The following is a 14,754-nucleotide window of genomic DNA, read 5'->3' as shown; positions in this document are numbered from 1 at the left end:
AAGCCCCTTTTCGTTTGAAAAGTTTGCTAAAATTTTCTTTTTGTATAGATCATTATATAAATAAGAAGGGCAATAATCGTAATGATAGGACCAGTTTCCACTATTCCATAATAAAGTTCGCTAAAGACTGACACTTCTTTAAATAATAAAACCGGGATGGCGTTTGAAGGCTGCTCTTTATCGTAAAATTTTTCATAAATAGGATCCCAAAGAAGGAATGAATAAAGACTGGATAAGATGCCATGAAGAATTCTTGAAAAGAAAAACGGCTTAAACTCAATATCCGTTTGTGCTAAAATGCTTGCTACTTGGGCTTGAACGCTAAAACCGCTAAACGCAAGGATAAAGCTCGTGATCATAACTTTTTGAAGGACAGTTGCTTCTTGAACCTGGCTTGTCATTTGACTCCCAAGAGTAATTTCGAAAAGGCCTGAAATTAACGGAATGCTTAGCGTCTCAGGGAATTGCAGGAATCTTAATATAAATTCAATGATATTTGCGAGAAACGATGTAATGTGTAAATGAAATAACAGCTTATTAATGACGGAAAATAATATGATAAAACCGCCGATCATCAATAATGTTTGTATAGAAGACATAACTGCGTCTCCCAGCAGCTTGCCAATCGGACGATTATCTTTAATTCTTGTTCGGTGCAAAGTTGACAATGCGTTTCGGATTGAAAACTTTCTCTTTTTTATCTCTTTATCGGCGGCATCCTCATTTCCGTAGAACCTCATGAGCAAGCCAACAGTGATGTTCCCCAAATAATGTGATAATGCTAAAATAACGCCTAATTGAGCATTATAAAAAAAACCGACTGAAACAGCACCAAAAATAAACAAAGGGTTTGATGAGTTTGTAAAAGATACAAGCCTCTCTGCTTCAATTTTGGTCAGCTGCCCCTCTTGTCTCAGTCTTGCTGCAAGCTTGGCCCCGGCAGGATAGCCTGATGCCATACCCATAGCCCAAACAAATCCTCCTGCTCCCGGGACTTTAAACAGCGGCCTCATCAGTGGTTCCAGCAGTACCCCGATAAATTTTACAACCCCAAAGCCAATCAGCAATTCTGAAACAATAAAAAATGGCAAAAGGGAGGGGAAAACAATTTCCCACCACATATTTAATCCTCTGATAGATGCATCCACTGATTCCTGAGGGAAAGATATTAGAGATACCGCCATAAATGAAACCGAAACCGCCAAGAAAATCGATTTCAATTTTGAACGAAACAATTAAGGAGCCCCCCCTCCAAAGCTGCCATACTGTGCAACTTGTTCAAACAATGTTAAAATATGTATTAGAAAAATTACAGCAATTACGAAGAGCACTTGCCCTTTTCGATACTTGTCCCCATATACCTCAATATACTCATAGAACTTTAAAATAGACCATATGTTTAAAACATGAATAAATGAAATGGCCTAAAAAAGGAGGAAATCTCTTTGCGTCGTCCGAAAATAGGATTGGCACTTGGTTCGGGTGGAGCGCGAGGATTTGCCCATCTAGGTGTTATCAAAGTGTTAAAAGCAGAAGGGATTCCGATTGATTTTCTTGCCGGCAGCAGCATGGGGGCTATGGTTGGATGTTTATATGCTTCAGGTCTTGATATTGAGCGATTATATAAATTAGCCGGGGCATTCAAAAGAAAATATTATTTAGATTTTACCGTGCCGAAAATGGGATTTATATCAGGAAAAAAGGTAAAGGAATTGATTCGCATATTTACCCATGGCAAAAATATTGAACAGCTTGAAATCCCTGTCGGGGTAGTGGCAACCGATTTAATGACAGGAGAAAAAGTTGTTTTTCGTCAAGGTCCGATCGCAGATGCAGTACGCGCCAGCATATCCATACCGGGAATTTTTGTTCCGGAAAAACTGAACGGAAGATTGCTCGTTGATGGCGGAGTTGTTGACAGAATTCCTGTGTCGGTTGTGAAGGAAATGGGAGCGGATTTGATAATAGCTGTCGATGTTTCACGTGTTAAAACAAATACCGAAATTTCTTCGATTTTTGATGTTATTATGCAAAGTGTTGATATTATGCAAAATGAATTAGTGTTAAGCCGCGAAATCGCTTCGGACGTAATGATTCGGCCTCGGGTTGAAAAATATAGTTCGCGCTCCTTTACCAATATTGATGAAATCATTTCAATCGGGGAAGAAGAAGCGCGAAAACAAATCGGCAAAATTAAAAGTATTATTGAACGGTGGAAGGAGCCTCCTATAGAATGAGCAGAAAAATTTATATACGCAACTTCCTTATTGCTGCAATCATCCTTTTAGCCAGCTCTTTTTATTATTTGCCTTACTATGTGTCAAAGCCCGGCATGGCAAAAGAATTGGAACCGATCATTGAAGTTGATGGCGGCTACGATGAAGAAGGAAGCTTAATGTTAACAACGGTAAGAATGGGACGAGCTAATATTTACTCTTATATTCTCGCGAAACTAAGCAAGTATCAGGAAATCTTTCCTGCTGAGATGATTAAATATGAGCATGAAACTGATGAAGAATACGCGCTTCGCCAGTTAAGAGCAATGGATACATCCAAATTATCGGCGATTGAAGTTGCTTATAAAAAAGCCGGGATTCCGGTTGAATACCGATATAAAGGCGTCTATGTAATGAGTGTCCTTCCCGATATGCCTGCTGAGGGAAAATTGAAGCCGGGAGACAGGATTTTTAAAATAAATGACGTTATGTTCAAGTCTTCTGATGAATTTAAACAGTATGTCAGCAAAAAGAAGAAAGGTGACATGATTCAAATCTCTTATGTACGTAACGGCAAAGCCAATCGCACCATGCTTCAGGTCATGCCTTTTCCCGATAATCGTGATCAATTAGGGATCGGCATTGTTCTTGAGGATGATAAGGAAATCATTGTTGAACCAGATGTCAAAGTCAATACTGATGAAATCGGCGGTCCTTCTGCCGGACTGATGTTTGCTTTAGAAATCTATAATCAATTAACGGAAGATGATTTGACTCAAGGGTTTGATATTGCCGGTACGGGGACTATTTCGCCAGACGGAACAGTTGGAAGAATTGGAGGAATTGAGCAGAAAATTGTAGCTGCGGATAAAGCAGGTGCTGATATATTTCTAGCCCCAAATGAAAAAGGCGCACATGGATCAAATTATGAAATAGCGGTCAAGACTGCAACAGATATTGGAACTGATATGAAAATCGTTCCTGTCGACACGTTTGATGATGCGGTTTTCTATTTGGAAAATTTAAAAGAAAAAAAATAAGACAGTGATTTCCCTTTTTGGGAAAGCTGTCTATTTATTTTGAGACAGATAAATTGGCGGGTGATTGAATTCAGCCTGCAACAGCTTTGTTTGAAATTTGAGACCGGCTCCAAGGGCATAAACTCTTGAACTGCGTATATCCAGTTCAATTTGGTTATTATAAAAGGAAGACAATTTTGAAACTATCGGGATATCTGATTGATGTTTAAATTTGTTCAAATAATCTCTTCCTTTTTCGGTCATTCCTAATAGCCGCAGATAACTAACTTTTGATTGATTCATTTCATATTTCTTTGCATTTGTTAGAATATGGACGCATGTTCTTTGCAGTCTTGTCCACGTATACCGTTTAGTTTTTATCTTTTCCATGAAGTCCTTAAAGCTATCTGCATGAAGAGCAAAGGAAATCAATCTATTTTCAAGACCTTCTTCCACTTCATAAACAGCCTTCAACTCTTCTTGGTTCGTTTGCAGAAGTTTATAGCGGAGATAAGGCCAATAATTCTCCCAGCTGTGAAGCTTCCCAAATTTTTTTATATATTGGTTAAGAAGGTGAAACGTATGCTCCGGAACATATTGTTTAATTTGCGCCATTTTATTTTTTTCAGAAAATAATGCCTTTCGGATACTTGTTGCACTTGCGATCGTTTGAGATGAAAAATGCTCATCATGATAATCCGCATTTTTTCGTTTAATTGTATAGGCTTGCATATTAAAACCTTGGTTGTCAATTGCTTTCAAGTACTGAAACCCTAGAATATTGTTTGGTTTCGATAAATCAACGATTTCCTCATCAGCAGGCAAATCTTGAAAGGCGAGGGACATCGCTTTTGGATAACTGACCCCTTTTTCGATATGATGCTTTATTTGCTGCTGAAAGAGGTGGTTATGTTTTTTCATATATCTTAATGTCGCCTGAAAATCAGCTATACTTCCTGATTCACTGCCAAAACAAATGCTGTTGCATCCGGCTTTATAGAGAATTTCTACCGCTCCTTTTGCAAATGTTTCCGCTTTTTGCACGGCAAACTGGTATGGAAGTTCAAAAACGATATCGGCACCCCCTTTTAAAGCCATTTCAGCACGGTCCCATTTAGACAAGAGGGCTGGTTCTCCTCGCTGCAAAAAGTTTCCGCTCATGACAGCGATCACGATATCTGCACCAGTTTCTTCCCGTGTTTTTTTGACATGATAGGCATGTCCGTTATGAAAAGGATTGTATTCAACAATAACACCGACTGCATTCATTTTTTTTACTCCCTATAAAATTGGTATTTGAATAGAATAAGCAAAAAATTAGTTTAAATTAATGAGTTATTGACTACAGTATAGTGTAAAGAAAAAATATTGACAAATAATTATATGAAAGCTATAATTACCTTTGTTGCCTTGGGGTGATTCAATTTGAAATGGACGATAAGTCAGTTGCAAAAATATCGAAACAAGGAATTTTTTGTTGATGAAACGGTTAAGGTGGATGAAATCAAAGATATTGATACTTCGATTCGAAGTGTTTCTCCGATGCATATAACCGGACGGGCAGAAATTGGCACAACTAGAGTGACGTTTTACTTGAAAATGAAAGGTTCTCTTGTGCTTCCTTGTTCTCGTACATTAGTAGACGTGAATTATCCAATTGATGTTGAAACAACAGAGACATTTCTGATTAACGATTCAGATTTTTATGAATCGGATGTGGAAGTACATCGAGTAAAAGGTGACGTTATTGATCTTATGCCGATCATACGTGAAATCCTTTTACTTGAAGTACCGATGCAAGTATTCTGTGAAGATAGCAGCGAAGACGGCGCACCACAATCAGGTAAAGATTGGGAAGTGATCCGCGAGGAAGATAGGAAAGAAAAAATTGATCCTCGCCTGGCCGGACTTGCAAAACTGCTTGAACAGAATGATTCTTCGGATTCATAACCGAAAAGAACTATGCAACGTGAAGAACCAGCTTGTAATCTGGCCTTCATAACTTTCTTTATTCTCTTTAAGGAGGTGGGAAGAGTGGCTGTACCTTTTAGAAGAACTTCAAAAACTGCGAAAAGAAAGCGCCGGACTCATTTTAAATTACAAGTTCCAGGTATGGTAGAATGCCCAAACTGCGGTGAAATGAAACTTGCTCACCGCGTATGTAAAGCATGCGGAACATACAAAGGAAATAGAGTTGTCAACAATTAATTCCCATATTGATAAAAAGCACAAGGAGTGAAGTTCCTTGTGCTTTTGTCATTTTATAAAGGAATTACAATAAAACTTGAAAGAATACAATGAAAATTCCTAAAATAAAAGGGAATATTTATTTAATGGAGGGCAAATATGAAATCTTTTTTATTGGAAGAGCGGGAACAAGGATGCTTATTATTTACCATTAATAGACCTGAAAAGAGAAATGCCGTAAATTTTGATGTAATGGACGGACTTAGTGAAGCGATCAATTTAGCGAAAAAACCGGGAGTGAAAACTCTCGTTATTACCGGCGCTGGTGAAGCAGCATTTTGCTCGGGCGGCGATCTTTCTGTATTTCATCAACTGAAAACAGAAGAGGAAGCTTATGGCATGCTCTCAAAAATGTCAAATATTTTATACAGACTTTTAACCCTTCCAAAACCAACAATTGCTCTTATGAATGGAACGGCAGTGGGAGGTGGCTGTGAAATAGCTGCTGCATGTGATTTTCGGGTGGCAAAAAAAGGGCAAAAAGCAGGGTTTATTCAAGGGAGTCTAGCAATTTCAACAGGATGGGGAGGCGGAACCATTCTTTTTGAAAAGCTTTTGGCAGGAAATGCGTTGAAAATGCTGATGGAATCGCGGCTTTTTCAAGTTGAGGAATTGGCTGACTTTGGTTTTATCGATCACATTTATGACGGCGATCGTGAAGAAGTTTGCGATTCTTTCTTAAGAAAAATTCTTTCTCTTGAAACGGATGTTTTGTCAGCCTACAAAAAAATGCTAATAAGAAAGTGGACAGTATCCGGTCTTCAAAAAAGAATGGAGGAAGAAGTTCGAAACTGTGCCGCTTTGTGGGAGAAAGATGTACACCATGAGCTTGTTGCAAAATTCTTAGAACGTAAATCTTAATTTTTGCATTTTATCGAAGTATGTTATCAGTCTATCTTTTCTAGTAGCTGCATATGTATTAATAAAAACGCTAGGGGGGATATTCTGATGTCAGCAACCCGACAGGATGCCTGGACACAAGATGAAGATTTATTGCTTGCAGAGGTAGTATTGCGCCATATTCGAGACGGAGGGACCCAATTACAGGCTTTTGAGGAAGTGGGCAAGCGGCTGTCAAGAACGGCAGCAGCATGCGGATTTCGCTGGAACTCGATAGTAAGAAAACAATATAAATCAGGAATAGAGCTTGCAAAAAAACAGCGAAGGGAACAGAAGAATAATGCTTCAAATTTAGTAGTGAAAAATGATAAGAGTGTTGAAAAAAAAGAAGTAAACTCTGCTGCTTTTAAGACTTCTGTGCAAAAAGAAGATCTTTCGTTTGAGACTGTCATTAACTATTTAAAAGATCTATATGAAAAAGCCGGTAAATACACCGGCGAAGAAGAAAATATCGCGAAATATGCTGATAAAATTAAAGAAATGGAGAAAAAAATGTTTTATTTGGCTGCAGAAAATGAAAAATTGGCGAAAGAGCTAAATGCGGTTAAAGAAGATTACCGCGCCTTAATTGAAATTATGGAGCGGGCTAGAAAAATGGTTGTTTTGCAGGAAGAAGACCATCAGCAAAAAGTAAAGTTTCAAATGGATAAGAATGGGAACTTAGAAAGAATTGATAAATAAAAAGGGGCTGACCTGAAAGGAAATAAGTTCCGGTCTTAAGGGGTCAGTCCCTTATTGTTATTGCATCACTAATATTGGACATAAAATATCATTAAAATTTAAACTAGACCAAATCTAGAGAGCAATTTCATTTTTTTGAAAGTAATTTTTTGAATATTTGCATAAATAAATAATATTAGCAGTTAATTTGGCACAGATAGGGGGTGCGATTGTGCAAAAAATTGTCATTGCAAACAGGGGAGAAATTGCTTCAAGAGTAATCAGAACTTGCCATGAACTTGGAATTGATACAATTGCTGTTTATTCGGACGCCGACAAAGATTTGCCGTTTGTAAAAGAGGCAAGATATGCGTTCCGTCTTGGAGAGCCGCCTGTTCATAAATCGTATCTTAATAGCGAACTCATTCTAGAAATTGCGAAATCAGAAAAAGCGGACGGTATTCATCCGGGTTATGGTTTTTTATCTGAGAATGCTGATTTCGCCCGCATTGTGCGGGAAGCAGGTCTTACGTTCATTGGTCCATCTCCGGAAACGATTAAACAAATGGGTGATAAAATCATCGCACGTAATACGATGAAAAATGCAGGGGTACCTGTTTTACCGGGGAGCAGCGAAGGATTAACAACGCTAAAGGAGGCTCGTGATTTTGCCAAATCAATCGGCTACCCGGTTATGTTAAAGGCTAGCGGCGGCGGTGGCGGAATCGGTATGGTCTATTGTGAAAATGAGCAGGCGCTCGCTAAGTCTTTTGAGTCAACGAAAGCACGGGCGAAAGCATATTTTGGCTCAGAGGAAATGTTTATCGAAAAATACATTCAAAATGCCCGGCATATCGAAGTGCAAATATTTGGCGATGTTCATGGGAATATCATTCATTTATTTGAAAGAGATTGTTCTATTCAAAGGAGGAACCAAAAAGTCATTGAAGAAACACCTTCGCCTTTTTTGTCAGAATATACAAGAAAACAATTGTATGCTACTGCTTTGAAAGCCGCTGCAGCCGTTCACTACGTAAATGCCGGAACAATTGAGTTTATTGTTGATGAGGAAGAAAATTTCTATTTCCTTGAAATGAACACCCGTTTGCAAGTTGAGCATTCTATTACTGAAAAGATTACGGGACTGGACCTTGTTGAGTGGCAAATTCTGGTGGCAAGAGGAGAAAAGCTCCCTCTTATGCAAGATGAAATAAACCGAAGCGGCCATGCGATACAATTCCGCTTATACGCTTAGGATCCAAATACGTTTTTGCCTTCTCCGGGCAAAATTACGTATTTTAAATGGAAAGAGTTAGAGGGAGTTCGGGTTGACAACGGTTATATAGTAGGGTCAACTGTAACACCTTTTTATGATCCGTTAATAGCAAAATGTATTTTTTATTCGAATACAAGAGAAGATGTCCTAAAAATGGCGAAAGAATTTTTTCAAAACATAGAAATAGAAGGAATTAAAACAAACATTCCGCTCTTTATGAATATTATAGATGACAATGATTTTAAAAATGGAATGTATACAACTAAATTTTTAACGGAAAAGAAATTTGCAATAAAGTAGGTGGGCACGATGAAAGAAATCACTTCGACGATGGCCGGTACGGTATTAAATATTCTCGTAAATGTTGGGCAAGACGTTTCCATGGGGCAAGAAGTCATTATCCTCGAATCAATGAAAATGGAAATCCCGGTGGAAAGCCAATTAATTGGAAAAGTGAGCGGAATAAAAGTAAATATCGGAGATTTCGTGAATGAGGGAGATTTATTAATCGTCTTAGAGTAAAGAGTCAAGAGAGTAAGGCTAGTAGAGGTGGAATACAATGGCAACTGCAAAAACGATCTCTGAAGCATTAAAAGAGAAGAAAAGAGCGATTGAATCCGGCGGCCATCCAAAGTATCATGAAAAATTAAGAGAACAAAATAAATTATTTGTTCGTGATCGTCTCAAGCTATTATTTGATGATGGAAAATATGAGGAAGATGGAAAATTCGCCAACTTTACAGCCGGGGATTTGCCTGCAGACGGCGTTGTAACCGGAATAGGCAAAATCAACGGGCAGACTGTTTGTGTAATGGCAAATGATTCAACTGTAAAAGCCGGTTCATGGGGAGCAAGAACGGTTGAAAAAATTATTCGGATCCAGGAGACTGCCGAAAAGTTAAAAGTACCAATTTTATATTTAGTAGACTCGGCAGGAGCAAGAATAACAGACCAGCTTGAGATGTTCCCGGACCGTCGCGGTGCAGGAAGAATCTTTTATAATCAAGTGAAGCTTTCCGGCATGGTGCCTCAAATCTGCCTTTTGTTCGGTCCATCAGCTGCAGGCGGTGCTTACATTCCTGCGTTTTGTGATATTGTGATAATGGTTGATCAAAATGCATCCATGTATTTAGGTTCTCCGCGCATGGCCGAAAAAGTGATCGGCGAAAAGGTTTCACTTGAGGAAATGGGCGGTGCACGTATGCATTGTACGGTAAGCGGGTGCGGAGACATGCTTGTTTATTCAGAAGAAGAAGCTATAGAGTCAGCAAAAAAATATTTAACTTATTTTCCTGCGAGCTTCAAAGAAAAACCACGGCTGATTGAAGGAATTCAGCCAAAAGAAGGGCGTGCTTTGGAAGAGATTATACCTCAAAATCAAAATGCGCCGTTTGATATGTATGAATGTATTGTTTCCTTAATTGATGAGGGCAGTTTTTTTGAAATCAAGAAGCTGTTTGCGCCGGAATTAATTACCGGACTTGCAAGAATAAACGGGCGAGTTGTTGGAATTATTGCCAATCAGCCAAAAGTAAAAGGCGGGGTCTTGTTTGTTGATTCAGCTGATAAGGGAGCCAAATTTATTCAACTGTGCGACGCTTTCCATATTCCACTGTTGTTTTTGGCTGATGTGCCAGGTTTCATGATCGGAACAAAAGTAGAACGTGCCGGGATTATTCGCCACGGTGCAAAATTTATTGCAGCGATGAGCTCTGCAACCGTTCCGAAAATTTCTGTGATTGTCAGGAAGGCGTACGGTGCAGGCCTTTACGCAATGGCAGGACCCGCATTTGAACCGGATTGCTGCATCGCCCTCCCGACGGCGCAAATTGCTGTAATGGGTCCTGAAGCTGCTGTTAATGCAGTTTATTCAAACAAAATAAATGCAATTGAAGATCCTAAGGAACGAATAGCTTTCATTCAGGAGAAACAGAAGGAGTATAAAGAACATATTGATATTTATAAATTAGCATCAGAGCTGATCGTTGATGAAATTGTTTCCCCTGATGAATTAAGGGAAGTCCTTATCCAAAGATTTTCCTATTATGAGACAAAGGAAATGGTATTCAGCACACGAAAGCATCCTGTCTATCCGGTTTAATTATGTTGATTATAATTTTCCGTTTTTCTTAAATTAAATCCTGGGTCTGCCCTTTTGCTTTTGAGTTAGCCCAGGGTTTGTTTTTATTTTGGAGAGAAATGTAACTATTCACTATCAAATCTGTTAAAATATTGACTAAATAATGTTTATTTGAGGGGTTTTAATGAAAATAGGGATTGTTGGCGGCGGTTCAATCGGATTGCTTTTTGCCTATTACTTGAACAAATGTTTTGATACGACTATTTACACGCGAACAGATCGGCAAGCAAAGATTATAGGAGCGAAAGGCTTATTGTTTGAAAAAAACAGACAACAAGAAACTGTGCAAATCAAAGCGGAAAGCTTTTTAAATTGGAACGGCGAAGAGGATCTAACGATTGTAGCAGTTAAGCAGTATCATCTCGAAGACGTGCTCGCTCAAATTCATGAGAGAATGAACAATAAGGTGTCATTTCTGTTTTTGCAAAATGGAATGGGCCATCTAAAACACATTAATAAACTCACTGCAGAAAATATTTATATCGGATCAGTGGAGAATGGCGCCTACCGGGCGGGTGACCGTCATGTTTGCCATACCGGTGAAGGAGTTAATAGAGTTGCAGTCTATATTGAAAAGAATCGTTCTCTTTTACACGATTTTATAAAGCCGTTATCAAGCTTCTTTCCATTTGTGATGGAAAAAAATTGTTACGAGATGTTGATAAAAAAACTGGTTGTCAATGCTGTAATTAACCCTCTGACGGCGATTCTTCGTGTGCCTAATGGTGAGTTGCTCACCAATCCTTATTATCGTGAAATTTTTTGCGCTCTTTTTAAAGAAATAAGTAGGATTTTATATCTTGAAGATGAACAAGCCTACTTTCAGCACGTTATAAATGTATGCCAACAAACTTCCAAAAATCGATCCTCTATGCTAAAAGATATTGAAAAAAATAGAAAAACAGAAGTCGATTCCATTTTAGGATATTTGCTTGAGGAAGCAAAAAACAAAAACATATATGCTCCATTAATACATCAATACTTCACCCTCATAAAAGGAAAGGAGTATAGGGAGGAGGGGAATTAGGATGTCATCTGTATTTTCTGCTGTTATTGCCACAATTGTTACAATTCCATTGCTTGGGTACTTAATTGTCTTTATTATCAGCAAACAGCTGACAAGAAACCATCGCCGGTCTGTGCATCTTGCAATAGATGTAAGTACATTATTATTAATCGTTTCGGTACATTACATAACAGTTGTGATTTGGGAGAAATCATTTTTAGGAATTATTTTTATAACAATCTTAATGACCGGGATTATATTTGTTATTATTCACTGGAAAACGAAAGAGGAAATTATTTTTCTCCAATTATTCAAAGGAATTTGGAGGTTTAATTTTTTATTGTTTTTTTCTGCATACATAGTTCTTGTTCTTTATGGCCTGATTCAAAGAGTTGCCTATTCGGTGTTCCTTTAGGCAAATTTTTTTCTATTTAATCACGTCAATGCTATACTCTTTACTGAATGAAAATCGTTTATGAGAAAGGAAGTATACTTTACATGGAGATTTTGAATCTCACAATTCCGTCTGCCAATCGATTTGCAACGGATTACATAAATCAAGAATCTTATATGAATAATTTTTTTCATTATAAATATAAAGATCCTTCTGACTTTACCAAGCGCTTGGAAGAGCTTCAAATAAGAAATTTTCCGAGAGAGGAATTAGCGAATTATATCGAGAACTTTATGGAGCAATATCCCTCGTCCGATGCAGTAAAGCGCTCTATAGAAAAGCTCAGGCAAGAAAATAGTGTCGTGGTGTTAGGAGGACAGCAAGCAGGTATTTTAACTGGGCCGCTTTATACCATTTATAAAATCATTTCCATTGTTGTTTTAGCCCGGGAAAAAGAGCGGGAATTTGGCATTCCGGTCGTTCCGGTGTTTTGGATAGCGGGGGAAGATCACGATTTTTTAGAAATAAACCATGTTTACATATCATCGAACAAAAAAATCGAAAAATGGTCATTTCCCGAAAGGGTTATCGAAAAAAAGATGGCATCCAATATTCCGCTTAATAAAGAGGTTTGTTTAAAATGGATTGAAAGCATCATTGAAACATTTGGTGAAACAAATTATACAAATTCACTGCTTGAATTTCTGGAACAATCTTTAAAACATTCAAAGACATTTGTTGATTTCTTTGCTTATATGATTATGGTTCTTTTTAAAGAAACAGGTTTATTGCTTGTTGATTCCGGCGACAGGAGAATTCGAAGTTTGGAAAAGGAAATCTTTGTTAGACAAATAAAAGGGTGCATTGATATTACCCAATCTGTTTTAAATCAGCAGGACGAGATTAAGAAACAAGGATTAAAGCCGGTAATCGAACTAACTTCTCAAACGGCAAATTTATTTTATTACGACCCTTCTTTGCAGGAACGGATTTTGCTCGAATATGACAGTAAAGAAGGCAAGTTTTTCGGGAAAAATGGCACGGTTTCTTTTTCTGAAGAAGATTTAATACATTTCGCTTTAACGAATCCGGAAAATTTGAGCAATAATGTTGTGACAAGGCCGTTGACACAAGAATGGCTTTTTCCAACTCTTGCATTTATCGGTGGTCCAGGTGAAATTGCCTATTGGGCTGAATTAAAAACCGTGTTCGAAAGATTCGAAATAAAGATGCCGCCGATTGTTCCGCGTTTAAACATTACGTTATTAGAGCGGTCAATTGAAACAGATCTAAATGATTTAGGAATAGATATTAAAGAGGCATTAAGTACGGGGGTACAAAGACAAAAAGAATTATTCCTTGCCGCTATTAAAAATGAAACGATTGAAACTTTGTTTTTGCAAACAAAAAAGCAGCTAATTGATCGATACGAACTGATTGAAGAACATATAAAATATCATAATAAAGGTTTAATCCCGTTATTAAATAAAAACAGAAGCATAGTTTTAAAACAAATTGATTTTATGCAGAGAAAAATTGAAGAATCCGATAGGCTAAAACACGAAATAATATTAAGAAAGTTTGACAGGATTGAAACTTCCCTAAAACCAAATGGAGCTCCGCAAGAAAGGATTTGGAATATCTTATATTATTTAAACCAATACGGTTTTCATTTATTGGATGAACTTTTAAACTTGCCTTATCAATTTGACGGGACACATAAACTTATAAAAATTTAAAGAATATCAAGTTGCAAAATGGGGAAAGCTTAAATAGGAAGCTTTCCCCATTAATTTTGTAAAGGTTTTCATTTAATAAAAATGATTTTTATTGCATTGTTAAAACAATCCGTCCATTAATTTGACCCTTCTCCATTTTTTCAAAAACTTCATTAATATTATTTAACGGTGCTGTCTCAATATTGGCGCGAACTTTTCCGCGAGCTGCAAAATCAAGCGCTTCTTGCATATCTTTTCTTGTACCGACAATCGAACCTTTTACAGATACCCCGTTAAGGACAGTATCGAAAATTGGAATTGGAAGTTCTTCATTTGGCAAGCCGACAACGACAAGAGTTCCGCCGCGTTTGACAGAATGATATGCTTGTTCAAAAGCTTTGCGTGTAACGGCAACACTAATTGCTGCTTGTACTCCTCCGACCTCGTTTTTAATTGTTTCGACCGGGTTAGCTTTCATACCATTAATAGTTAAGTCCGCACCTAATCTCTTAGCAAGTTCAAGTTTTTCATCGTGAACATCGACTGCAATTACGTTAAAGCCCATTGCTTTTGCATATTGAAGGGCAATATGGCCAAGTCCGCCAATACCATAAATCGCTACCCAATCCCCGGCTTTTGCTTCAGATACTTTCAATGCTTTATATGTAGTCACTCCCGCACAAAGAATTGGCGCGATTTCAACAGGATCTACATTTTCAGGAATTCTTGCGACGTAATTGGCAGGTGCTACACAATATTCCGCGAAGCCTCCATCGACAGAATAACCGCCGTTATGCTGATTCGGACATAATGTTTCCTTGCCAGTCAGGCAATATTCACACTCTCCGCATGCAGAGTATAACCAAGGAATACCTACACGATCACCAATCTTAACGGAAGTAACCCCTTCTCCAATTTCCTCGACGATCCCAACACCTTCATGACCCGGAATTAAAGGAAGCTTCGGTTTTACCGGCCAGTCGCCATGTACGGCATGAAGATCCGTATGGCAAACACCGCATGCTTCAATTTTAACTAACACTTCCCCGAAGCCTGGTTTTGGTTTAGGAACGTCTTTAATTTCAAGCTTTTCCTTAAATGTGTTAACTACAGCTGCTTTCATTGCTGTATTCCCCCTTGTTCTGAGTAGTTTCTAGTTGTAATGCAAAAAAATGCAA

Annotated in this window: 14 protein-coding genes and 1 pseudogene; 12 read left to right on the top strand and 3 right to left on the bottom strand. The window is 38.0% G+C overall.

The features are described 5' to 3' along the window. Positions 1 to 26 precede the first annotated feature (26 nt). Positions 27 to 1,235: a sporulation integral membrane protein YlbJ gene (gene ylbJ / locus PB1_RS01605; RefSeq protein ID WP_003350334.1), complete on the bottom strand. Its 1,209-nt coding sequence runs from the start codon at positions 1,233 to 1,235 to the stop codon at positions 27 to 29. A 210-nt stretch (positions 1,236 to 1,445) separates the two neighbouring features. On the opposite strand from ylbJ, the gene PB1_RS01600 reads away from it, so the two are divergent. Both PB1_RS01600 and PB1_RS01595 read left to right on the top strand, forming a co-directional pair. Next, positions 1,446 to 2,237, top strand: a complete 792-nt coding sequence (locus PB1_RS01600; protein WP_003350333.1) for a patatin-like phospholipase family protein — start codon at positions 1,446 to 1,448, stop codon at positions 2,235 to 2,237. After that, positions 2,234 to 3,256 carry a SepM family pheromone-processing serine protease gene (locus PB1_RS01595; protein ID WP_003350332.1) on the top strand — a complete coding sequence of 341 codons (1,023 nt, stop codon included), beginning with the start codon at positions 2,234 to 2,236 and terminating at the stop codon, positions 3,254 to 3,256. The genes PB1_RS01600 and PB1_RS01595 overlap by 4 nt, the downstream gene beginning before the upstream one ends. Positions 3,257 to 3,286: 30 nt before the next feature. On the opposite strand, the gene PB1_RS01590 is transcribed toward PB1_RS01595, so the two are convergent. Further along, the gene (locus tag PB1_RS01590; protein ID WP_003350331.1) at positions 3,287 to 4,504 is read right to left on the bottom strand and encodes a nucleotidyltransferase; all 1,218 of its coding nucleotides are present in this window, start codon (positions 4,502 to 4,504) and stop codon (positions 3,287 to 3,289) included. Between the two features lie 156 nt (positions 4,505 to 4,660). Between PB1_RS01590 and PB1_RS01585 the strand changes: the two genes are divergently transcribed. The 10 genes and pseudogenes from PB1_RS01585 (at position 4,661) to bshC (ending at position 13,597) form a co-directional block, all read left to right on the top strand. Beyond that, complete coding sequence (locus tag PB1_RS01585) at positions 4,661 to 5,185, top strand: YceD family protein (protein WP_003350330.1); 525 nt, start codon at positions 4,661 to 4,663, stop codon at positions 5,183 to 5,185. A gap of 84 nt (positions 5,186 to 5,269) precedes the next feature. Next, positions 5,270 to 5,443 (top strand): 50S ribosomal protein L32, encoded by a 174-nt coding sequence (gene rpmF / locus PB1_RS01580; protein WP_003350329.1) that lies wholly within the window; start codon positions 5,270 to 5,272, stop codon positions 5,441 to 5,443. Positions 5,444 to 5,581: 138 nt separating this feature from the next. Continuing rightward, complete coding sequence (locus PB1_RS01575; protein ID WP_003350328.1) at positions 5,582 to 6,343, top strand: enoyl-CoA hydratase/isomerase family protein; 762 nt, start codon at positions 5,582 to 5,584, stop codon at positions 6,341 to 6,343. Between the two features lie 87 nt (positions 6,344 to 6,430). Further along, positions 6,431 to 7,063, top strand: a complete 633-nt coding sequence (locus tag PB1_RS01570; protein WP_003350327.1) for an RsfA family transcriptional regulator — start codon at positions 6,431 to 6,433, stop codon at positions 7,061 to 7,063. Between the two features lie 211 nt (positions 7,064 to 7,274). Further along, positions 7,275 to 8,618, top strand: a pseudogene (locus PB1_RS01565) (acetyl-CoA carboxylase biotin carboxylase subunit). A 9-nt stretch (positions 8,619 to 8,627) separates the two neighbouring features. Next, the gene (locus tag PB1_RS01560) at positions 8,628 to 8,840 is read left to right on the top strand and encodes a biotin/lipoyl-containing protein (RefSeq protein ID WP_003350326.1); all 213 of its coding nucleotides are present in this window, start codon (positions 8,628 to 8,630) and stop codon (positions 8,838 to 8,840) included. Between the two features lie 37 nt (positions 8,841 to 8,877). After that, entirely contained in the window at positions 8,878 to 10,419 is a 1,542-nt protein-coding gene (locus PB1_RS01555; RefSeq protein ID WP_003350325.1) for an acyl-CoA carboxylase subunit beta, read from the top strand. A gap of 163 nt (positions 10,420 to 10,582) precedes the next feature. Then, positions 10,583 to 11,485: a 2-dehydropantoate 2-reductase gene (locus PB1_RS01550; RefSeq protein WP_003350324.1), complete on the top strand. Its 903-nt coding sequence runs from the start codon at positions 10,583 to 10,585 to the stop codon at positions 11,483 to 11,485. A 1-nt stretch (position 11,486) separates the two neighbouring features. Beyond that, a complete protein-coding gene (locus PB1_RS01545; RefSeq protein WP_003350323.1) occupies positions 11,487 to 11,879 on the top strand; it encodes a DUF3397 domain-containing protein in 393 nt (130 codons plus the stop codon). Between the two features lie 83 nt (positions 11,880 to 11,962). Beyond that, entirely contained in the window at positions 11,963 to 13,597 is a 1,635-nt protein-coding gene (gene bshC, locus PB1_RS01540) for a bacillithiol biosynthesis cysteine-adding enzyme BshC (RefSeq protein WP_003350321.1), read from the top strand. 88 nt (positions 13,598 to 13,685) lie between these two features. Here bshC and adhP read toward each other — a convergent pair whose 3' ends face one another. Next, on the bottom strand, positions 13,686 to 14,699 hold the full coding sequence (gene adhP / locus PB1_RS01535) for an alcohol dehydrogenase AdhP (RefSeq protein ID WP_003350319.1): 1,014 nt from the start codon (positions 14,697 to 14,699) through the stop codon (positions 13,686 to 13,688). Between the last annotated feature and the right edge of the window lie 55 nt (positions 14,700 to 14,754).

Source organism: Bacillus methanolicus PB1, assembly GCF_000262755.1.
Lineage (GTDB): Bacteria > Bacillota > Bacilli > Bacillales > Cytobacillaceae > Bacillus_Z > Bacillus_Z methanolicus.
Note: the sequence above shows the minus strand (reverse complement) of the source record. Positions and strands in the feature narration are given on the sequence as shown.